Raw genomic sequence first — 20,967 nt, 5'->3', positions numbered from 1 at the left:
GGGATTAACTAATGGAATCAGTCACTAGCAAAAAAAGTTCTTCTGGAAACGTTTTGTCAAAAATTCGTAAGTTTGGTGGGTACATGAGCGGCATGGTCATGCCGAATTTAGGGGCCTTTGTTGGTTGGGGATTAATGGCAGCGCTCTTTATTCCTAATGGGTGGTTGCCGAATGAAAATTTGGCCCAAATGGTCGGACCGATCTTAAATTATTTATTTCCTTTGTTAATAGGTTATACAGCTGGCTATAATATTCACGGCCAAAGAGGTGGTGTGATTGGGGCTTTTGCCACAATGGGCGTGATTGTTGGAGCGGACATTACGATGATTAGTGGGGCGATGATTATGGGGCCCTTGTCAGCTTGGGTCTTAAAGAAATTTGACACGTTAACTGAAGATAAAATTAAACCGGGATTTGAAATGTTTGTCAATAACTTTAGTTTGGGGATTTTGGGTGCCTTCTTTGCTATTTTTGCTTTTCTAACGATCGGTCCCTCTATTAGAGCGTTGATTGCGATCTTAACAGCTGGCGTTCAATGGGCGACGGATAATAATTTAATACCGGCCTTATCAATTTTTATGGCCCCTGCTCAGGTGTTGTTTTTAAACAATGTGGTTAACCATGGTATTTTAGCGCCGATTGGTTACGCACAGGCGGCAGAATTGGGCAAATCGATTATGTTTTTAGTGGATACCAATAACGGCCCATTACTGGGGACGCTGTTTTCAATTTGGCTATTTGGCAAAGGCAAGGCCAAATCAACGGCGCCGATGGCGATGTTTATTGCGGGAATTGCGGGTATTGGGGAAGTTTATTTTCCCTTTGTCTTAGCTAATCCGATTTTAGTTTTTGCCACAATGGGTGGTTTAGCTGTTTCCTTATTCCTCCAAGTTTTATTAGGCGGTGGCTTAATTGGGGTGGCGTCGCCAGGAAGTTTGATTAACATCGCTTTGATGACGCCTAAAGATGCGATATTTGCTAATTTTGTTTCGATTTTGGCTGGCTTTATCGTCTCAACTTTACTGGGCATGATCTTATTAAAATTCTTTGGGTCAGGGGAAGATGATGAGTTAGTTCAGGACTTTAATGTGGGCGGTCGAAAAGTTAAGACTGTGGACAGCTTTGCTGCTAAAAAGGTGAGTGCTAAGTCGGTTGATGAATTAGAAACATTGGCAGCGCCAGTCAAAAAGATCCAAGTGGCCTGTGATTCTGGCATGGGGTCAAGTGCCATGGGCGCCACTGTTTTGAAAAAGCGCTTAAAAAAACAAGGACTGGCTCATATTGAAGTGAAGAATTCTTCCGCTAATAAAATCGATATGGATACGGACATTGTGGTTACCTTGGATTCTTTAATCGAGCGGGCGCGAATCAGTGGCAAAAATCCAAATACGGCCTATATCCCGATTAATAATTTTTTGAAGGACGAAGACTACGATGAGGTGCTGCATTTTATTGAACACAGAGAACAATCCCTAGAAGACTCCTCAGTTTTATCCAAGGAGTTATTGAATGAAGCTAATATTATACTTGGGGCGGAATTTGCTAATGAGGAAGAAGCGATTAGAGCTTCAGGTAGAATTTTGGTGGAACAAGGCTATGTGACAGAAAAATATATTGCCGATATGATCGAAAGAAATCAGCATATCTCTGTCTATATTGGCAATCATGTGGCAATACCTCATGGATTAGAGGATTCACAAAAAAAAATCATTAAAACCGGCATTTCGATTATTCAAGTGCCAAAGGGTGTTGCTTTTGGGGATGGTAATGTGGCTAACATTATTGTCGGGATTGCTGGGAAAAATGATGATCATTTAGCGATTATCAGTCGTTTAGCAGAATTGTTTATTGATGAAAACAACGTGGAAAAGATTAGAAAAGCCACGACTAAAGAAGAAATATTAACCTTGATTTATCAAAACTAGAAGAGGACGTGGGCAGATGAAAAATGTCATGGTTATCGGAGCAGGCAGACTGGGAAAAGGCTTTGTTGGTGAAACCTTTTATAATGCGGGGTGGCAGATCTCGTTTTTAGATAAAGATCCTCAGGTGATTGCTGCATTAAAAAAAACAGGGAGCTACAACGTTAAGGTTCATACGACTGATCAGGTGTTTACCAATAAAATCACTGGTTATCAAGCGTTTGAGACCATTATCACGCCGGAATTAACTAGCTCATTCTTGGAAGCGGACTTATTGATGTGTCCCTTGTATCCGGAAGATTTTGCCGAAGCGGCGGCATTTTTAGGGCCTCTGTTTGAAAGACAGGCTCAAGAAAAACCGGAATCTAAAAAAACGATCATCTGCTTGACCAATAAAAATCATATTATTCCGGAAATCAGGGCTCATTTTAGAGCTAACTTGGCAACTGATGAAGTGAGAGCGTGGTTTGATCAGCAAGTCGTCATTCGTGATTCTATCGTTCGGCGATCGACAGATGCAGCGAGTAACGATGCGACAAGTTTAGTGACGACAGCCGTGGCCTCTTTGATTATTCAAGGGCCTGTCAATGTTGATTTTTCTGATGTTGATTGGTTGGACGTACGGGAAAACGTTGAAATGTTAAAAGACATTAAAGTCTTTACCATTAATGGCCCTCACGCTGCGACAGCCTACATGGGGTACTTAAAAAAATACGATGACATTCCTACTGCTCAAGCAGATCCAGAGGTGGCCGCATTAATCAAAGCGGTTCACGATGCCACCGTTCAAGCAGTTTTGTATGAATACCCTGTGACCAGAGAAGAGATTAAAGAACTGGAGTATTTACCAAAAGCCAAAAATGAAATGCCTGATGCGATTTTTAGGGTAGGCTTTGATCCGATTAGAAAAGTAGGGCCTCATGATCGTTTTATGGGTGTGATTGCCTTGTGCGAAAAATACGATATTAATTATGACGGAATTGCTCAGGCCTTGGCATGTGCCTTTCATTATTCAGAAGAAAGTGATCCAGCGGCTGTTCAGTTAACTAAAGAAATTAAGGCACATGGCTTGAGACCAACGGTGGCCAAATACATTGAGCGCCCAGTTGATGATGTGGTGGTTGATAAAATTGTCAAGGCCAGTGAAAAATTACAGCAAATGGGGTTAATCTAAATGCCAACAGGGATTATTTTTGACATGGATGGTGTGATCGTTGACACAGAGCCGCTGCAACTTGCAAGGCAAAGGGCTTTTTTAGAACACTTGAAGGTGACGATTCCTGAGGAACAGTTATTGAGCTTTGTGGGGGCTGATAAGCGGATGACTTGGAAAATTATTTCCAATTATGTCGATGCTAACGAATTCCCCACTCACGCTTCGTATTTGTTGGCTTTAAATGAGTTTCATCAAGCCCATGAGCTTGATTATTCCTTATTGTTAAATCAGGGAGTCGTGGACTTGTTACACTGGTTAAAAGCTGACACGACGTTGAAAGTGGGCTTGGCCTCATCGGGAAGTCGCGAAAAAATCGCTACCGTCTTGGAGCAGTGTGGTATTTCAGCGTATTTTGATGTGTCAATTAGTGGCGATATGTTTGAAAAATCTAAACCTGATCCTGAAATATATCTTAAAACTGCTGAAAAGTTGCAGGTGCTGCCTAAAGACTGTCTGGTGATTGAAGATTCTCATTACGGGATTCAAGCTGGCAAGGGGGCGGGGATGTTTGTGATTGCCAAATCAGAAAGGCGCTTTAATTTTTCTCAGGCGTTAGCTGATTTAGTCGTCGATGATATTTGCGAGATTCGCCCCATTATTCAACCGCTATTGGCTGATAAGTAATTGTAATAAAGCTTAATGTAAGTGGATAAAGGTCAGAGATAGGTTACTTTGACAGTATTTGTACAAAAATCAAAAGAGGTGAGACTATGGAAAGGATCAGTCTGTCGCCGTCGATTATGTGCGGTGACTTAGTTAACTTAGAAAAAAGTATGAACGAAATTGAAGGGGCTGGCTTTAAATGCTTGCACATCGATCTCATTGATGGCAGTTTTAGTCCCAGTATGCCTTTGGGATTAGAAACCATCAAGCGGATGAGAGAGGTAACGGATTTGGCTTTTGACCTGCATATTATGGCCAGAGATAATGAGTTTTTTATTAATGAAGTACTAAAGATGGGGGTTCAAAGTGTTACTTTTCATTATGAGACGGCCCTTCATCTTGATCGCTATGTTAATCTGATCAAAAAAGCTGGCGCTAAGTGCGGGATCGCCTTAAACCCAGCAACCGATTTTAAGACCTTAAAGTGGCTACTGCCTCAACTAGATTTAGTTTGTTTAATGTTAATTAATCCTGGCTTTGCCACCGATCAAAACGAAATGGCCATTTCTTATGGCTTGGAAAAGGTGAAAGCTTTGCAGTTGTTTATTAAGGAAAGGGGGGCTGGTTCTGACATTCAAGTAGACGGTAGAGTGTCCTTGGATTGGCTGCCTCAACTTGTGGCGGCGGGTGCCAATAATTTAGTGCTAGGCAGTAAAAGTTTATTTAGACCAGGCTTCGAGATTGGTGAAAGTAAAGAGGAGATTTTGGCTTGTCTTAAGGGGAGTGAGGGTGTTTACGATGTATCATAAGGTAACTAAGGAGATATTAGCAGAATTAACGGATGTCCTAAATCAAGTTGACCCAAGGGCAATTGAGTCAGTGATTAAGGAAATTGACCGAGCCAAAAAAGTCTATGTTGTCGGGGTTGGGCGGGTGCTTTTATCATTAGAAGCCATGGCCAAAAGATTGGCTCATTTAGGCTATGAAGTTTATGTGGTTGGCCAAATTACCGAACCGGCCATCACAGAGTCTGATCTCTTAATCGTCGGCTCAGGAAGTGGCGAAAGTTTATTTCCTTTAATGATCGCTCAAAAAGCTCATTCTTTTGGCGCGAAGGTGATTCATTTTGGGGCAAATCCTAATAGTTCGATGAATGACTATACTGACTTATTTGTCCGGATTCCTGTCCAAACCAAATTGTCATTGGCGAATGAAATCAACTCAATTCAACCGATGACCAGCTTGTTTGAACAAAGTCTACTGCTACTTGGAGACATCATCTGTCTGATGATTATCAAACAAAAAGAGCTCGTGTTAGCCGATTTATGGCAGTACCATGCTAATTTGGAGTGATAAAAAGCTATGAAGGAAAGAGCTGTCTAGGGAACTAGATGGCTCTTTTTGCTAAAAGGGCTAGGATTATCAGCTCAATAAGAGAACACAAGGTTAGTCGTTTGACTCTTCAATGATGGGGGAAGGGGCCGACCATGATGAGTCATGGTCCACTTCATCAGGGATTTCAATGGCACTTCTGGTTCCCCAACCGGTTTTTTTGCAGGTAAGTATGGAATATAGTTTGACTATTCGCAAGACGATAACACTCCAGATGGTTGCCAAAGGGGTCATTAACCATATAGCGACATATTGCCACAGGCTTAAGTCTGTGCGCTTGACCAAAAAGTACCGCAAAGACTGAATATAACCCATGACGATTGGGATTAGAAAGAACTCCAGAGGGGGAATTGTCCAACTTAGTAGATAATGGATCATCAGTTGTGTCAAAATACAAGTTACGACAAAAAATGTATACCAGCCAATCACCTGACGCCAAAAAATAGCAGATCGGATAGGCGCGTAACGAATGCGCCAAAAACCACGGATAAAGGAGCCCCGGGCCCAACGAACTTGTTGCCGAAGATGGTGATTCAAATTAGTTGGCATATCAGCAAAAACAACCGAGGTCGGTTGAAAGACGGTTTTTCCTTTAAAGGCAGCAAAAAGGGTTAAAAAAGAATCGTCTGAGAACTTTACTTCAGCCTTGCCAAAGGTTTCCTGATTATACCCATGAGTAATACTGGAAGCCAATACATCGTAGCGGTAGAAGGCAAGTCCACCGCTGTTTACTGGCACACTACCGAAAAGCGACATGGAGGCTCTGTCAACCAATTGTTGATAGGCCACAAAAATTAGTTCTGTCAAACGAGATAATAGATTTTTTTTGATGTTGCGGGAGACGACGAGTCCGGCGACGGATTGAACTTCTGGATCATTAAAGGGTTTTAGACCTTCTGCCAGGGCGTTATCAGCCAAAATACCATCGGAATCAACGGTGATGATGATGCTGTCTAATGGTTCTTTGATAAGCTGGAAACCAGTGGTTTGAGCCGCGCGTTTACCAGCATTTGCCTGAGTTGTCCAAGTGGTATAAATCCCTGTTTCTTTTCCCTTTGCCAAGAGAGATGACTCTACATCGGTGTAGTCAATATCTGCATTGGAGCCATCGTTTACCACATGAATCTCAGTCGGTAAGACGGTTTGTGAAAAGAACGAGTGAATTCCTTGTTGTAAGGTATGGGGACTTTCGTTATAAACCGGGACCAATATGATCGGTTTAAGTGGTTCTTGATGGACTGCGCGATAAGGAACGGCGTAGATGGAAAAGACATATTGACCACAGGAGAAGGCGCCGATTAGAATGAAGAAATAACGGAACTCTTTTAAGCCGCCATTCTCGGTGGCATAAATCGACCATGCTACCCAAATTAACGCCACGAAAAGGCTGATCAGAAAAAACAGCGTAAAAGAATTTCGATAGGTTATGCCCAAAGAGACGGTGGTGTCTTCATTATTTTTTAAAGCAATTTTTTGGTTATTTCTGGCTTTTTTTATATGCGTTTTTTCACCGCGCTTAAGTGTTTCATAAGGGGGTGAGGGTGCCTTTTTGTGAAAAAAACCTCTTATTTGAATGACTGCCAAAAGTACCAGAATACTGACAACCGTAGGGTAAAACCATGAAAGTGTGTTAAACATTGCTCGTCTCCTTTAATTTTCATTGTAAATGTCTCGTGAGTAGACTTTTTCTTGATAGGGGATTAGTTGATCTTCTAGTCGATTGCTGACAATTATGGCCGACTGAGAGACAAAGTCAGCAAAGTTTGTGACAGCATCTGGCCCCTGATAGTTTTTATCAAAAATATAAACCGTCTTATTGCGTTTTTTTAGCATGAGGTACAATTTGTAGGAGGCTGACTCTCGGTAATTGTCTGAGTCTTTTTTCATTGCCAATTTGAAGATACCAATTGTTTGGTGAGTTGCTAATTGATCAGCAATAAATGCTAGCCGGGCCTGATTCGAGTGGGAGAGACTCTGAATCAATGGTGCTTGTATGCCTTTTTTGAGAAATAAACTGCTTAATTCTTTGGTATCCTTAGGTAGACAATAACCACCGTAACCAAAAGAGGGGTTATTATAATGAGAGCCAATCCGATCATCTAAAGAAAGGGCGTCAATCACGGCTTTTGCTGACAGATCAGCATTTTCGCAAAAGCTGTCCAGTTCATTAAAAAAAGCCACTCGCATTGCCAAATAATTATTGGCAAATAATTTGACCGCTTCAGCTTCTTTATTGTTCATTAGTTGAAATTGTGGGGTGTTTTTAACCACGCCTTTGTAAAGAGCTTGGACCCGATCTCCAACAGATTGAGTGTCGCCAATCACCACTCGACTTGGGTAATAATTGTCATGGAGGGCTTGGCCTTCCCGCAAAAATTCCGGTACAAAAACCAATGAATGGTTTAAACCAATGGCTAATTCATCACAATATCCTAAGGGAATGGTAGATTTAATGATAAAAACTGCCTTTTCTTGAATCAGTTGATCGTAGTGACGAAGGCTTTCGGATAAAGCTTGAGTATTGAATTGATTGGTAGCCTCATCGTAATCTGTTGGTAAGCAAAAGAGGACAAACTTACTATCTCTGGCCGTTTGGGGCAGTTCTGAAGTAAAGATCAAGTTTTCTTGTGTCCCAAGAGAGCAAAGTGTTTCCTCGATTAAGGCTTCCTTTAAAGGGCTTTTTTGTTGCTGCAATAAGTCGATTCGTTTTTTATCTGTGTCAATGCCGTAAACTATGTGGTCGTCAGCGAATAACAAGGCGCTGGAAAGACCGACATAGCCTAAACCGATAATGGTAATCAATCATGTTCCTCCTATTAAGTATTTATGATGTGCTTGTGGCTACTTCGTAAGGAATAGCCTCGTTGACTTAAATGTTTGTAGAGCGTTGGAGCCGTGATGTCACATTTGGCAAGAATCGTCATGACATTTGCTTCAGTGTTTAAGTAGAGGTGAATGGCTTGATCGATTTGTTTATGAGGGCTAGGTCTTCCAAGTTTGACTCCTTTTTCTCTGGCAGCTTTTAATCCGGCAGTCACTCGTTCTCTAATTAAGGTGGCTTCCATTTCAGCGAAAGCGCCCATAATGGTAAACAGTAATTTACCTGTCGGGGTGGTGGTATCGATGTTATTTTGCAAACTGACGAATTGGATGTCATTTTTGGCAAAGCCATCGACAAGTTGTAGTAAGTGCTGAGTACTGCGAGCCAGACGATCCAGTTTGAAAATAACAAAGGTGTCACCTGGTTGGAGAAGAGTCAGGACATGATTGAGAACAGGTCGTTCTTCTTTTAGCCCACTTTCTTTTTCTGTATAAATTTTATCAACGCCATACTGTTCTAACTCCCCAATTTGAGAGTCTAATTTTTGGACGGTGGTGCTGACTCGTGCATAACCAATAACTGCCATTTGTGTTACCTCCTATTTTTTTGCAAACCCGCTGAACATTTATAAAAAGTGTTAATGTGTATTATCTGTTCATTTTCGTTTGTTATCCCCTGTTTATTTAATTATCAGTATTAAAGCTAAACTTTGCCAATGTCCAGAAACTAGCCGCTTTTAAGTCGTGGGTTTAGGGAGAAAAGTTCATCAATGAACATGTTCAATTATAAAGTTAAAAAAACAAAAATCGTAAAAAGATGACCGATGTTTTGTTTGATTTGCATATATGCGATGTTTTTATCGTATAGAGAAATATTGAAACATTTCTCTTGTATCGACCCCAAAAACGTAGTACGATGAGACCGAATAAGCTTTCAATCGATGAAAGAAGGGGATTGTATGAAACCAATCGGGGAGACTTTAAAAATAATTCGGACGGGGAAAAAGGTGACTCAGGCAGCATTGTCGAAAGATATTATGTCTGTCAGTTTTTACAATCGGGTGGAAAACGGCAAAAGCTCTGTGACGATTGAGCTTTTTATGGCCTTATTGGATCGATTAAATGTCACTTTTTTTGAATTTATTTTTATTAATAACGGGTACGCTGATGCGCCAGATGATTATATTTGGGATAATATCTACAATGCGTCGACCAAAAATAAAGTGGGAGAACTTCAGGCGATTATTGCTGAACTGGATCAAGAGCTTGAAAAAAAAGAGAATACACGATTTTTAGCTTATAAATTGATTGCCTCATTCTCTTATGCGAATTTGACACAGACGGCTCCGGCTGAGGAGGACCGAGAACAGCTTCACCAGATGCTATTTTCTGTTGATTCTTGGACCAAGTTTGAAGTGAGTATCTTTATTTCCACCATGGAGTTTATCAATTTGGATTTAGTGTTGCTCTATGCCAAAAAGCTGCTGGAATATACTTCGCTGTACAGTAATAGTAGTCTTTATGGTAATGTGGCTAGCAATGCCTTGATTAACTTGATTTTAATTTTGTTTAAAAACAATCGGACTAATGATGCTTTTTACTATTTATCCGTATTGAACTCACAAAAAATTAACCCGAAGTTTCTTTATCAACGAAACATGATCAAATTTCTAAATGGCTTGCAGCTAATTGAAATTGGCAATATTTCAAAAGGGATGGAGGAGACTACTAACGCCTTGAATATATACGAATCCTTTGATCTTCAAGCCACGGCTGATGAGTTAAAAACTTATCGGGCTCACAGCTTGGAAAAACAACAGAAGGGAAATTAAGTTAAAATTGAAGAGCAACCTCCTAAACGTAAAGCTCGTTAAAGACTGTTCACTGTGCTCAGTGGAACAGTCTTTTTTTGTGTAGTGAATCCCGTAGATAGCTAGTTCAAGTTACTTATTGGCAACTTGTTTGATCTTTTTAAGGTGCCCTCGTTGATTTCGTGGAATATTTTCCTGAGCCAAGTAATTATAGAGGGTAGGTACTGAAATCCGGCATTTTTTGGCAATCGCTGCCACTGTTAGATCAGTAGTCAAATAGAGCTGGACGGCTTTGGTTGCGGCTTTTTCTCGAGTAGGTCTGCCTAGTGTTTTGCCGTTTTCGCGAGCGGCATCAAGCCCTGATTTGACCCTTTCACGGATGATTTCCGCCTCCATCTCTGCAAAAGCGCCCATGACTGTAAAGAAAAATTTACCCATTGGGGTAGTTGTATCAATGTGATTTTGTATGCTGACAAAGTTAATTCCCCTCTTTTCAAATTCATCCATCAAGCTAAGGAGATGTTTGGTTCCTCTGGCCAGTCGATCTAATTTAAAAATGACAAAGGTATCGCCGGTCTTTAATAGAGCAAGTGCTTTATTTAGTTCTTTCCGATTTGAATTGGTTCCACTGACATGTTCCTGATAGATGATGTCTACCCCGTATTTTTGTAAAGCTCGTTCTTGCGAATCAAATTTTTGTTGCGGCGTACTAACGCGCATATAGCCAATAACTGTCATCTTATTGTCCTCCTAAACTCTCAGATAAATAATGTTCACTTTTTTTCATCCTTTAAAAAAGTTTTATTTATAAATTCCTTTAGGTATCGAGCTAATGACGATTATCTTGATCGTTCATAAAAAGATATTTAAAAACTTATTGACATCGGAATACCTTTATATTAAACTATAGATTTTTTTAAAGAGCCTTTTTGTCCAAAAAGCTCAAATTGTCATTTTTAAAAGCCCGTTCTATCAACGTTTGTAAATTCGACTTCTTGAACCAAGGCATAAATGTTGTGTTTATACTTGACTATAGTTTTCTTAAAAGATTTTTTGGGTCAAAAAAATAACAGGGAGGCGGCAGCATGGCGCTGTATGGCTACATTCGTAAAAATTATCCGACAAAAACAATCGATCAATTAAAGGTGATGACTTCCTATGCTTGTACTGAAATTTTTATCGAGGATGAGGCCTTTAGAGCTGACGAACAATTGATCAATCTGCTTGATACGATTCAAGTTGAGGATCAGGTGGTGATATACAGCTTAGAATCATTCGCCAAGCGGTTAAAGGATTTGGGAAAAATTTTGTCGATGATGAAGCAGAAGAACATCAGATTAATCAGTCTTAAGGAAAAAATTGACACGTTACACTCAGCTGATTTTTACACACACGCCTTGCTTTTAATTGATTTCCAAGCGGAGTATACAGGAGATCTCATTAAAAGAGGGCTACAGCAATCTAAACTTGATGGAAAAACATTTGGTCGTCCGACAATTAATGAGAATGTCGTTGATAAAATTCAAGTATTGCTTAATTCCAAAAAGATGACCATGAGAGAAGTGGCTGAAGCCTGTCAGGTTTCTCTTGGGACTGTTCATAAATATTCGCAAATGAAAGACTCTGATACTCAGAGAGGTGGTGGTGGAGACAAGCAAGTATGACTATGACAATTGAGGTGAGTAAAGGTGAATAAGTTTGGAATAGGTAAACAAGGGAGTGGAGTGGCTATTTTAGTTTGGGTGATAGCACTTAGTTTTATTCAATTAACGGCCGTTCCTGCTGTGTCAGCCGAAGGGATTGGCGGCCAGGCGACAGTTGATGGGACGATTTCATTTAAAGAAGAAACGGCCAGTTCAAGTGAACTCCCTAAAAAGGAAGAGCCTCCTAAAAAGAGTCCTGTACCGAAAGAGGGGCCGGGGGGCGGTCTCTTGCCACAAACAGGTGAGGCTGTTCAGCAATACAGTGCCTTGGGTGCTGGGTTTATCGTATCTGCCGGCCTTGTTTTTTACTTAGGGAAAACAAGGAGGAAGAGCTGATGATAAAAAAAGGTGTGCTTTCATTGCTGTTAATGGGTTTGTCTTGTTTCCTATCGCTTGAGGTTTTGGCAGCGGCAAATTCTTTAGAAGGTGATGGTTCGGTTAAGGTTACTGGCAGTGAGCGGACGGATCCTGTTGATCCGGAAAAACCTGGTGAGCCCGTGGATCCTGGTGAAGGGCCTTCAACAGAAGGTCCCTTGCGAATGGATTTTATTTCCTCATTGCGTTTTGGTGAGGCTACGATTACTAAGAGTGATCGCCAGTATTACGCATTAGCTCAGCAATTTTATGATGAGACAGAGCCACGTGGCAGTTATGTTCAAATTACGGATCAACGAGGGGATGTATCAGGCTGGTCGTTACAAGTCAAGCAAACTCATCAGTTTACTAATCCGGTAATTCAAAATGTGGCAGAACAAGACTTGAAGGGTGCCGTTTTGTCATTGGATAAAGGCTGGGCCAATACCAATGGAACAAGCCAGGCCCCTGTGGTTTCGCGGGAGACGATTAAGTTAAATGAAATTGACGCTGCTTACGATGTAGCAAAAGCTGCTACAGGTAGTGGCAAGGGAATTTGGACGATTGCCTTCGGTGCATCAGGCACCAATGAGGACAATCAGGAAAACACCTTGGCCCCAGTATTAGATGATCGGGGCAAAAGCGTGAGTGATGAGCTTTACAAAAAGCCAGCCTATAGCAATTCCGCTATTTCGCTGTCGGTACCGGATTCTACAAAGATTTACCCGGTACAATACCAAACGGAGTTAACTTGGATATTAGCTGAGTTACCTTAATAAATATTAACCAATGGAGGAATTAGGATGAAATTAAGAAGTTTATGTGCATTAACATTAGTAACAGTTTTGGGTACATCTTTAGTAGGAAGCGTGACAGCTTCAGCCGCTGCTGATACATTAGGTTCTGCTGGAAAAGTCAAAGTAGAAGAAGGAACGATCAAGCCAACGGATCCAACGATTGACCCGGAAGATAAGGATAAAGTCTTACCAGATCAACCATTAATCAATGTTAACCCAGATGCGGGTTCATTAGTTGTTTCAAGAACTACTGACTTGGACTTTGGTAGTATTGCGTCTTCTGTTAGTGACGTTGTACAACCAGCAATTCCTGTGCCCCTTAAAGATGGTGAAGGCAAAGATGTGACTCGTGGTGCCTTAGTGCAGTTTGGTGACATTCGTTCAGGCGGTTTATACGGTTATACCGTAACAGCAGAATTAACGCAACAATTTACTTACGGAACTAATGTGTTAACTGGTTCTGAAATCTCTTACTCTAATGGGATTTTGGTGACACCGTCTGCTAATACTAACACGGTTCCTGGCACTTTCCAAACAGGTTTTAAACTTGCTAAAGACAGCGCAACTGGTAATGGAGCTCAAGACATCGTCACAGCAGACAAAACGTTAAAAGAAGGTAAAGGACAATACACCATTGAATTTGGTCAAAGTGATCAATACGATCCGGCTCAAGGTACAGGTGGTACGAAAGATACTGCGAAGGACGCCATCAAGTTAACAGTTCCAGCGTCTACTGCATCAAGTATGGCAGAAACATCAGGTACAGACACTTATAATGCTGAAATCACGTGGAAAATTGTTGCAGCTAAATAGACAACATCGCTAACTGGAAATAGGGTAGACTTGCTAAAGTTAGTCTACCCTATTTTCGCTAGTATTGAGGTAAACATTGATTAAGGAAAGGGATTTAGTTATGAGGATTAAAAAGACAACAGCCAGAAAAGGACTATATTTTTTCGTTTTACTGGTAGTTTTGCTTGTAAATAGCAACGTGACAAAGGTGGAGGCTGATGATTTAGGCATTGGGTTTACTTATAAAGTTAACTTTCCTGATAATCAAATCAGTAAAGATGCCGGTTATTTTGATTTAAGACTCGCACCTGGCCAGGAACAAAAAATAACGGTGAGTTTAACTAATCCTAATGACGTGCCTATCACCATTAAGACGACCGTTCATGCGGCAAAAACCAATCAAAATGGTGTGATTGAAAGTGGACTCAATAGTATTGAGGACGACGATTCCTTAAAATTTAAGTTTACTGAGGTGGTCTCAGGGCCAGAGGCGGTTTTGGTGGAAGCGGGAGCGACAAAAGAAGCTGAGTTTACGATTAATATGCCTGAAACTAGCTTTGATGGCTATCTTTCTGGGGGAATTCAGATGGAGAGGGAGACCTCTGATGAAAAGCCAGATGGCAAAACCATGGTGAAAAATAAATATGCTTATGTATTGGGTGTTATTTTAAGCGAGACAGACAATTTTCCTCAACCAGAATTAGCTTTAAATAAAGTGTATGCTGATCAAAGTAACTATCGAAATGCCATTGTTGTCAACTTTTCCAATGTGGTGGCTAATTATCTGGAGGACATGACCATTGAAGTTCAGATCACCAAAAAAGGGGATGATACGGTTCTCTATGAACGGAAGCAAAATGCGGCACGAATGGCGCCAAATACCTTTTTTAATTATGCTATTTCCATGAATGGTGAGCAGATGGTGGCCGGTGATTATCAGGCGAAGATTTTGATTACGTCTGGGGAGCAATCTTGGAACTGGGATGAAGCTTTTAAAATTACGAGAGAAGAAGCGGATAAGTTTAATGAACGCGATGTGAGTTTGACTCAGGAAAAAGGTCTCGATTGGCTGCTGATAGCTAAAATTGTCGGTGGGGCTAGCTTGGCTGTCGGGCTGATGATCCTCATTGGGATGTCTCTTAAGAAAAAGAGTCCTCCTGCTAAAAAGAGCAAAACGAGAACTAAACGAGTGAAGAAAGAATAGGAGTAAACGAGTATGACCATTTTTGAATGGGCGTTGATTGGAACCATAGCTGGCGGGATTTTTTCATTAATTGTCGCTTTGTACAGTCTAGTTGGTTTTGGGATAAAAAAGCGTCAGTTAAGCAACCTTTCGATCAAACAAACGAAAAGCAAACGGAAACGCAAGGCTCTTGAAAGGGCTCAATTAAGTCTGAAAAAGGGGAAAAAAAGTAAGTTAATCGCGTTTAGTTGTTTCTTTCTTTTAGCCATCGCTCTGATCAGTGGTGGCGCGTATATCTCCTACTATCAGTCAATGAACCTGTCCAAAAATGACGCAGAATCGGTGTCAAAATCCTATTTTTTACTCAGAGACTTTGAAAGTCAATTGGTGTTAGCTAAAGATCAAGGGGATGAGGAAGAAAAACTCAAAAAAAATATTCGCTATTTAGCAACCGGCATGGCCAGTTATGGTGTCCAAAAGGCAAGTCCTTTGAATACGAAGGAAGGGCAGACAACCTTAAATCGTTATTATACGTCGCTGTCACAACTAGGCATGAATGCTAGTACGCAAATTAATAAGTTTTATGGCAACGAGGCGTTGGTAGACGATTTTTTAGCCGATATCAAACGGGCTAAAACTTATGAAAAAGGGGCTTTCCAGTATTATAAAGTCAATGAAGCGTTATTGGAAGAGAATGATTAACGATTAGGTTGTGTGTCATGAAAATGCAAGTGCCCGCCTCACATCAGTCAAAAAAAAGGAAAAAACAACGGAACTCTGTTAACTTGTCGCGAACTAGGCGTCGCTCTAACAGAAAAAGAATAACTCGTCGTAGAGCTCATAAAATTACTCCAATGATCCATTGGCGAGAATTACTCGTCTCAATGCTCCTAGCCATTGGAGGAACGGTCATCTTGTTTCTTTTTTTCTATCGGGCATCTGGTGTTAAAGGCTACAGCATGTCACCAACACTGATGAATGGCGATCTGTTAATCGTTAAAAAGCAGGCGGAAATCGAACGGTTTAATTTGGTTCAATTAACACTACCATCTGGTAAGCAGCAAATTCGTCGAGTGATTGGCTTGCCTGGCGAGACGATTATTTACAAAGAGGATGTTTTGTATGTCAATCATCAGCCGGTGGATGAAAAATTTATCATCGCGGAAATCAATGATCGAAAAGAAAGTGGTGTGACTTTTACTGAGGATTATTCAACAGAAAGTCTTAAAACGGGGCCGATCATTCCGGAGGGCTGTTATTTTGTATTAGGAGATAATCGTCCTTACACGACAGATAGTCGCCAAAATGGTTTAGTGACTGCCAAGGAAATTAGAGGGGTTGTTCAACTCCGCTTATTTCCTTTTGATGAGATAGCCGCTTTTTAAGGACGATCAGCGATTGCTAGAGTGAAAATGAACATGAAAAAAAGTATTTGTTGAGGAGGTAGAACATGAAAAAAAGGTTTATAAAGATTGCCGGAGTCGTGCTTGTCATGGCATCTGTTAGTCTGGCATTGGCAGCTAATGCCAAACAGTCCGTGGTTTTACAGGCTACTTCGCCTAAAAAAGAGGCTAAAGCGGCCGTCGCTGTGACCTTTCAGACATCAGCTGATTATCCTTTTGAAGATGGCTCTGTTACAAAAACAGTGACGGTCACAAAGGAAGCACTCGAGACGCAAATGTTGCCGAGGTTTAAGTATCATCAAGGATTAAGCCTAGGGAATTGGACGAGAGAAGATGGCACGAGCTATTCAACGGCTGATTTATTACGAACAGCTTTTTATAGTGGGACTGCAACCTTCACCGCTAATCCAGTTGTTCAAGGAAGCGGAACTGATTTATATGAGGTAAAAGATAATATTTCAGAAAGAACGCCTTCAATCGGCAATCAGAATTTGGCAGCAGGGATTATTTATACTAGTCCCTCACCTAAAACAGGCAGTGGGACGGCGACTTATGCCGTTGATGCCAATGGTTTCCAGGAAGCGCTCTACGATTTGTATCAATTTGGCTCTGCCACTACTGATTACGTGATTTATCTCGGAGGCAATGTGACAGGCTTAAATTCGTCAGCTACCTTGGGGGCAAAAGGCACGGCGCCTGGTTCTGCAAGTGCGGTTTCTTTTTATTCCTTAAGTGGCAAAATTAAGAGCTTGACCTTAACAGGTAGCTCAGCGGATCCTGTGACCAATACACCGGCCTTAACAGCACCAGCTGGGGTGGGCCAAATTGCTTTACCGGCAGTGGTCAATTTTGGGACGGATATTGAGTTGCGAAACCTGAGTTATTCAGGTGCTGGCACTCTAGCTGCTAATGGTTATTCACTGACGTTAGGTGGTGGGTCATATGCAACAACGGCTTCAGCTGTCTACGGTGGGAGTGCTGACGGGGCCAACGTGACGCGGCAGACAAAACGAATGTCCAATATAAGTATTGCGTCAACGGGTGCTGGGACAACTTGGAAAGTTTTTGGTGGCAGTTCAAATGGCACCTATACGGGAGATACGAGTGTCTCGCTTATCGATGGTGGTAATGCCACCTTTAATTCGGTAACAGGTGGTAATGCTGCTGGAACCGTTAATGGCGATGCCAGTGTGGCGGTTTATAAAGCAAATACCCTTTCAAACTACTATGGCGGTTCGATCGATGCTAATGTGACCGGTAGTGTCTCGAATTATATCAATAGCAGTGATCCTAAGTTTAGTTTTACTGGCTCTGGTGGTGTTTTTTATGGAGGCGCGAAGTCAGGGAGTATCGCTGGTAACATCGATACCTTTTTTGCGGGGGTAGGTAGTTTGCCTGGTGGTTCGGCAGCTCCTGTGGCCACAAGTTACTATTGGTATGGAGCCAGTTCAACTGGTAATGTGGGAACTGAAAAGGGTGGAAATACTGTTGAGACCATCATGGACGTAAGCTTATTTAGCAGTGGTACCGTGCGATTTGTTGGCGGTAACGAGACGAGCGGGATTGTTAATGCAAAGTTGATTAACACGATACGTTCTGCTAATACTCGGGCTTCTGGTGCCCATTTCCACAGTGTTAATGGTGGCGGTGGTCGACAAGGGAATGCGGTAACGATTAGTGCGAGTGACATGGATAATGCGCCTAATACAGTGGAACCAGGGCAGACAGCAAATGACAGACGGGTGCAACTGGCTAAAAGTAAAGCGTCTCTGCAATTTATTGGTGGCGGAGATACCCAGATGTTAGGTGGCGTCATGGGAACTGAAGGTAATGAAGCTAGTTATGCTCATGCCACGGGAAATGTTGGCTATTATGAAGGGGATTATGTCATTCGTGCCGGGATTGAAAACAGTGACACAACTCGCTCTGGTGGTTATAACTATGTCTATAATAACAAAGAGGCAGAAGTCACTGATTTGCAATACCGCGTTAGTCCAGGTTTTAATTCGGCCTCAGCTAACCGGACGGAAAATTCAGATTGGGACATTTTTGGTGGAACTGGCGGCAATGGCACAGCTTCTTATGGCGGTTTCACCTTTGGGAATACCAGTATTGAACTGAACAATGTTCTTGCCCGTTGGACTTATGGGGGCGGGTATTCTGGGGTAATTGTGGGAAATACGACTCATACTTTAAATGCTGGTTTAGTTGATACGTTAGAAGGTGGCGGCTACAACACTCAGCGGATTTATGGGGATTGTTTTGCCATCATGCACAATGGCGAAGTGAACTTTTTCTTTGCCGGTGGTGGTTGGAATGATGAACGTGTCGAAGGGAATGTTAGTGCGCTTTGTACTGGCGGCTTTGTGAATGCGCCGATTGGTGGCACATATGGTCTCAGCGGACAAGTCATCACTGGGAATTCAGACGTGACTATTACTGGTGGTAATTTAGAAGGAACTAAATACCCCAGTCATGCCAATAATTTTGGTATTTCTGGAGGACCTACTTATTATGGACAGATTTTGGGAAATGTTAGCCTAACTCTGGATTTACGAGAAGCCAAGAATTTTCAATTGCCAAAGGGGTTGTCGATTACCGGTGGTAGACGAGATGGGTCGCCAGCCAATATTGGGAAAATTGGAACGGCTGGCAATGACAATACTGTCACGCTAAACATCTATACGAGTAAAGACAATGATGTTTTAAATGGCGCGATTATCTACGGCGATGGTGGTGCTCGAGCGAACGAGTCAAATATTTCAAAAATCATTATGAACATTGACACACCAGGAGCCTCGATCGGCAGTTTATATGCCACTCAATATTCAAATTTAAGCAAAACGACAAACGGCGTTTTATTGCGCGATGTTGAGCTGAATATTAAAAATGGCGGTGCTATCGGTGGTGTTTCTGGTGGTAATAAAACAGATAATATTACCAATAGTGTGGCGACTGCATCGGCCCTTGAGAAAAAACAGGTAGCGGTCAAGATCGGTTCAACAGAAATTTTACCGACTGAGCCATTAGTAGATGAAGATGTCTCTTTTACTGGCGTAGGGTTAATTAACTTTACTAGTTTAGATATTCTAAATGGCATTACCGCTATTGCTGATGGTGGGGACATTAAAAATGGTGCAGGGGCAACAGCTGCCAATCACAGCAGTCAATACAATGAGTTTGGCCATGTGACGGTTGATCCGAAGTCAGGTTTTGGGGTTAAAACGGAAACCAATCTTCTTTCATTAGGTCAGCTGACGGTTAATGGGGAAGCCAGTGTCTATTCACCACCGGGAACCGGTAAAATTAATTTATCTGGTGTGACGATTCCTGACGATGCGCGTTTAACTTGGCATAAAACAGGGACCAATTCGACATTAAAAGATTCGACCGGGAATTACTTTGGTAGCGCCAAAGCTTATCAGGTCTTAACCTTCAACCCGACAATTAAAGAAGCGGAAAAACTGACCCCATTTAACTTTATGGGGAAAGAAGACAGTACGGGCAAAACCTTTGTTGGCGATAGTGATACCTCACCAACTACCAGCACAGTTAATGGCTACGGTATTATGATTCCAGGGACAGTGATTGACTACAAGGTGGAGACACCAATTGCCAACGGTAAGGGAGCCATTTCACATAATGTGACAATTGGGTTAAATCCTGTTTATGAAGTGATTGGAACAGAAGGGCCAAATACTCCTGTTCAAAGCGGTCGAATGATTATTCCTAATACGACAGCCAATCAAGGGAAGTCGCTGGAATTTTATTTTAAACCGGAGCAGAGTAATCAGTCATGGATTTATGACTTGTCTGTTACTTCTACCAAGGTGGATAAAAGTTTAGATGTTCATTACGGAGAACAACCGACGGCTGATCCTCTTAAGTGGCAAGTCGCAGATTTGGAATACAGCTATACGGTGGCTGTGAGCTTCTCAAATAAGGCGGAAGTGGAAGCCATCAATGCGATTATTAGTGAGGCAGAAGCGGCTTTAGCAGACCCTACTACCATTACAACTTATCAAAAAGCGGTTGGACGTCCTTTTCTTACCTCAAGTTTAGAGGGCGATACGGCTATGATGGCGGCAATTAGAGCAGGGGTTCCAACAGGACAGGTCAGTCAAAAATACATCATCACTTACCGGGCAGATGATAAAAATATGACCACACCTAATGCTAAAGAAATCAGTGTTAATCTGGTGGTTATGAAAGAGGGGGCCGAAATTGCTAAGTCTCGTCAACATGGAATCTATGCCAAGGATGGGACGATTATTTTAGGACAGGCTAAAGTGTTAACATTAGCTGAGCTTAATCAGTTAACGGAAGCGACCACTGTTTATGCTGATGGCCGGGCTAATCAAATCCCAGCCTTACCAGCAGATACGATCACGACGATTAATGGCACAACCTCTGCTACAGTGAAACAACTTGACTATGTCAATCTTTTAAATAGTGAGACGGTGACGAAGTCGGTAAATCTGGCTATTACAGGTGATATTTCGCTTTCTCAAAGGCCTGAGGTCATTGATTTTGGTACGTTGGTCACAAATGGTGAGGAGCAGACCTTATGGGGAAAGAAGGATCAAGATGTCGTAGTGAGTGATTCTCGTGGCGATGGCCTTGACTGGATGTTGACAGTGGCCGAAAGCACACCTTTAAAATCGAGTGAGGGCCATGATTTAGCTGGTTTGCTTTATTATGAAGATGGTCTTGGGACTAAAACGAAAATAAGCACGGCCGGTGTGCCAGTTGTGACAGCCAATAATGGCTTGTATGGCACGACCTATCACAAAGATTACAATGCAACTAACGACTGGGTGACACAAACAAAAGGGATTCAGTTAACAGTGCCAGCTGACAAACAGTTTGAAGGCACCTATGCAGGTGAGTTGACTTGGACAGTTACCTACTCTCCTTAATCAACTAAACTGGTATAAGAGATAAGTAAACTGGTGCTAAGCACTGGTTTGC

18 protein-coding genes are annotated in these 20,967 nt (G+C 41.8%); 14 read left to right on the top strand and 4 right to left on the bottom strand.

The window, feature by feature from the left end:
* The first annotated feature begins 11 nt into the window (after nt 1-11).
* The 5 genes from I6N95_RS03420 to hxlB all read left to right on the top strand — a co-directional run bounded on the left by I6N95_RS03420 (nt 12) and on the right by hxlB (nt 5,094).
* A complete protein-coding gene (locus I6N95_RS03420; protein ID WP_209524953.1) occupies nt 12-1,925 on the top strand; it encodes a PTS mannitol transporter subunit IICBA in 1,914 nt (637 codons plus the stop codon).
* Between the two features lie 16 nt (nt 1,926-1,941).
* Nucleotides 1,942-3,096, top strand: coding sequence for a mannitol dehydrogenase family protein (locus tag I6N95_RS03415; protein WP_209524952.1), 1,155 nt, complete (start codon nt 1,942-1,944; stop codon nt 3,094-3,096).
* Entirely contained in the window at nt 3,097-3,762 is a 666-nt protein-coding gene (locus tag I6N95_RS03410) for an HAD family hydrolase (RefSeq protein WP_209524951.1), read from the top strand.
* Nucleotides 3,763-3,848: 86 nt separating this feature from the next.
* The gene (locus I6N95_RS03405) at nt 3,849-4,550 is read left to right on the top strand and encodes a ribulose-phosphate 3-epimerase (RefSeq protein ID WP_209524950.1); all 702 of its coding nucleotides are present in this window, start codon (nt 3,849-3,851) and stop codon (nt 4,548-4,550) included.
* Nucleotides 4,540-5,094 carry a 6-phospho-3-hexuloisomerase gene (hxlB, locus tag I6N95_RS03400; RefSeq protein ID WP_209524949.1) on the top strand — a complete coding sequence of 185 codons (555 nt, stop codon included), beginning with the start codon at nt 4,540-4,542 and terminating at the stop codon, nt 5,092-5,094. The genes I6N95_RS03405 and hxlB overlap by 11 nt, the downstream gene beginning before the upstream one ends.
* Before the next feature lie 93 nt (nt 5,095-5,187).
* Here the strand turns inward: hxlB and I6N95_RS03395 are convergent, their stop codons facing one another.
* Genes I6N95_RS03395 through I6N95_RS03385 form a run of 3 tightly spaced genes read right to left on the bottom strand, consistent with a single transcriptional unit; the run spans nt 5,188 to nt 8,540 of the window.
* Nucleotides 5,188-6,771, bottom strand: coding sequence for a glycosyltransferase (locus tag I6N95_RS03395; RefSeq protein ID WP_209524948.1), 1,584 nt, complete (start codon nt 6,769-6,771; stop codon nt 5,188-5,190).
* 12 nt (nt 6,772-6,783) lie between these two features.
* Nucleotides 6,784-7,935, bottom strand: coding sequence for a nucleotide sugar dehydrogenase (locus tag I6N95_RS03390; protein WP_209524947.1), 1,152 nt, complete (start codon nt 7,933-7,935; stop codon nt 6,784-6,786).
* A 14-nt stretch (nt 7,936-7,949) separates the two neighbouring features.
* Nucleotides 7,950-8,540 carry a recombinase family protein gene (locus tag I6N95_RS03385; protein WP_209524946.1) on the bottom strand — a complete coding sequence of 197 codons (591 nt, stop codon included), beginning with the start codon at nt 8,538-8,540 and terminating at the stop codon, nt 7,950-7,952.
* A 372-nt stretch (nt 8,541-8,912) separates the two neighbouring features.
* Between I6N95_RS03385 and I6N95_RS03380 the strand changes: the two genes are divergently transcribed.
* A complete protein-coding gene (locus I6N95_RS03380) occupies nt 8,913-9,785 on the top strand; it encodes a helix-turn-helix domain-containing protein (RefSeq protein WP_209524945.1) in 873 nt (290 codons plus the stop codon).
* A 111-nt stretch (nt 9,786-9,896) separates the two neighbouring features.
* Here the strand turns inward: I6N95_RS03380 and I6N95_RS03375 are convergent, their stop codons facing one another.
* Nucleotides 9,897-10,502: a recombinase family protein gene (locus I6N95_RS03375; RefSeq protein ID WP_209524944.1), complete on the bottom strand. Its 606-nt coding sequence runs from the start codon at nt 10,500-10,502 to the stop codon at nt 9,897-9,899.
* A 347-nt stretch (nt 10,503-10,849) separates the two neighbouring features.
* Between I6N95_RS03375 and I6N95_RS03370 the strand changes: the two genes are divergently transcribed.
* The 8 genes from I6N95_RS03370 to I6N95_RS03335 all read left to right on the top strand — a co-directional run bounded on the left by I6N95_RS03370 (nt 10,850) and on the right by I6N95_RS03335 (nt 20,915).
* A complete protein-coding gene (locus I6N95_RS03370) occupies nt 10,850-11,428 on the top strand; it encodes a recombinase family protein (protein WP_209524943.1) in 579 nt (192 codons plus the stop codon).
* Nucleotides 11,429-11,452: 24 nt separating this feature from the next.
* Nucleotides 11,453-11,803: an EF2685/EF0750 family sortase-dependent surface protein gene (locus I6N95_RS27635; protein WP_209524942.1), complete on the top strand. Its 351-nt coding sequence runs from the start codon at nt 11,453-11,455 to the stop codon at nt 11,801-11,803.
* Nucleotides 11,803-12,597 carry a WxL domain-containing protein gene (locus I6N95_RS03360; protein WP_209524941.1) on the top strand — a complete coding sequence of 265 codons (795 nt, stop codon included), beginning with the start codon at nt 11,803-11,805 and terminating at the stop codon, nt 12,595-12,597. The genes I6N95_RS27635 and I6N95_RS03360 overlap by 1 nt, the downstream gene beginning before the upstream one ends.
* A 27-nt stretch (nt 12,598-12,624) precedes the next feature.
* Nucleotides 12,625-13,431 carry a WxL domain-containing protein gene (locus I6N95_RS03355; RefSeq protein ID WP_209524940.1) on the top strand — a complete coding sequence of 269 codons (807 nt, stop codon included), beginning with the start codon at nt 12,625-12,627 and terminating at the stop codon, nt 13,429-13,431.
* A gap of 100 nt (nt 13,432-13,531) precedes the next feature.
* Nucleotides 13,532-14,614 carry a WxLIP family cell surface protein gene (locus I6N95_RS03350; RefSeq protein WP_209524939.1) on the top strand — a complete coding sequence of 361 codons (1,083 nt, stop codon included), beginning with the start codon at nt 13,532-13,534 and terminating at the stop codon, nt 14,612-14,614.
* 12 nt (nt 14,615-14,626) lie between these two features.
* On the top strand, nt 14,627-15,295 hold the full coding sequence (locus tag I6N95_RS03345) for a hypothetical protein (protein ID WP_209524938.1): 669 nt from the start codon (nt 14,627-14,629) through the stop codon (nt 15,293-15,295).
* A gap of 17 nt (nt 15,296-15,312) precedes the next feature.
* Nucleotides 15,313-15,978 (top strand): signal peptidase I, encoded by a 666-nt coding sequence (gene lepB, locus I6N95_RS03340; RefSeq protein WP_245249234.1) that lies wholly within the window; start codon nt 15,313-15,315, stop codon nt 15,976-15,978.
* Nucleotides 15,979-16,043: 65 nt separating this feature from the next.
* Nucleotides 16,044-20,915, top strand: coding sequence for a beta strand repeat-containing protein (locus I6N95_RS03335; RefSeq protein WP_209524937.1), 4,872 nt, complete (start codon nt 16,044-16,046; stop codon nt 20,913-20,915).
* Nucleotides 20,916-20,967 lie beyond the last annotated feature (52 nt).

The sequence above is a fragment of the Vagococcus allomyrinae genome, assembly GCF_017829975.1.
Taxonomy (GTDB): domain Bacteria; phylum Bacillota; class Bacilli; order Lactobacillales; family Vagococcaceae; genus Vagococcus_D; species Vagococcus_D allomyrinae.
Note: the sequence above shows the minus strand (reverse complement) of the source record. Positions and strands in the feature narration are given on the sequence as shown.

Coding starts and splice junctions, on each gene's coding strand:
- I6N95_RS03420 (WP_209524953.1), top strand. CDS start 12: ATGGAATCAGTCACTAGCAAAAAAAGTTCTTCTGGAAACGTTTTGTCA.
- I6N95_RS03415 (WP_209524952.1), top strand. CDS start 1,942: ATGAAAAATGTCATGGTTATCGGAGCAGGCAGACTGGGAAAAGGCTTT.
- I6N95_RS03410 (WP_209524951.1), top strand. CDS start 3,097: ATGCCAACAGGGATTATTTTTGACATGGATGGTGTGATCGTTGACACA.
- I6N95_RS03405 (WP_209524950.1), top strand. CDS start 3,849: ATGGAAAGGATCAGTCTGTCGCCGTCGATTATGTGCGGTGACTTAGTT.
- hxlB (WP_209524949.1), top strand. CDS start 4,540: ATGTATCATAAGGTAACTAAGGAGATATTAGCAGAATTAACGGATGTC.
- I6N95_RS03395 (WP_209524948.1), bottom strand. CDS start 6,771: ATGTTTAACACACTTTCATGGTTTTACCCTACGGTTGTCAGTATTCTG.
- I6N95_RS03385 (WP_209524946.1), bottom strand. CDS start 8,540: ATGGCAGTTATTGGTTATGCACGAGTCAGCACCACCGTCCAAAAATTA.
- I6N95_RS03380 (WP_209524945.1), top strand. CDS start 8,913: ATGAAACCAATCGGGGAGACTTTAAAAATAATTCGGACGGGGAAAAAG.
- I6N95_RS03375 (WP_209524944.1), bottom strand. CDS start 10,502: ATGACAGTTATTGGCTATATGCGCGTTAGTACGCCGCAACAAAAATTT.
- I6N95_RS03370 (WP_209524943.1), top strand. CDS start 10,850: ATGGCGCTGTATGGCTACATTCGTAAAAATTATCCGACAAAAACAATC.
- I6N95_RS03360 (WP_209524941.1), top strand. CDS start 11,803: ATGATAAAAAAAGGTGTGCTTTCATTGCTGTTAATGGGTTTGTCTTGT.
- I6N95_RS03355 (WP_209524940.1), top strand. CDS start 12,625: ATGAAATTAAGAAGTTTATGTGCATTAACATTAGTAACAGTTTTGGGT.
- I6N95_RS03350 (WP_209524939.1), top strand. CDS start 13,532: ATGAGGATTAAAAAGACAACAGCCAGAAAAGGACTATATTTTTTCGTT.
- I6N95_RS03345 (WP_209524938.1), top strand. CDS start 14,627: ATGACCATTTTTGAATGGGCGTTGATTGGAACCATAGCTGGCGGGATT.
- lepB (WP_245249234.1), top strand. CDS start 15,313: ATGAAAATGCAAGTGCCCGCCTCACATCAGTCAAAAAAAAGGAAAAAA.
- I6N95_RS03335 (WP_209524937.1), top strand. CDS start 16,044: ATGAAAAAAAGGTTTATAAAGATTGCCGGAGTCGTGCTTGTCATGGCA.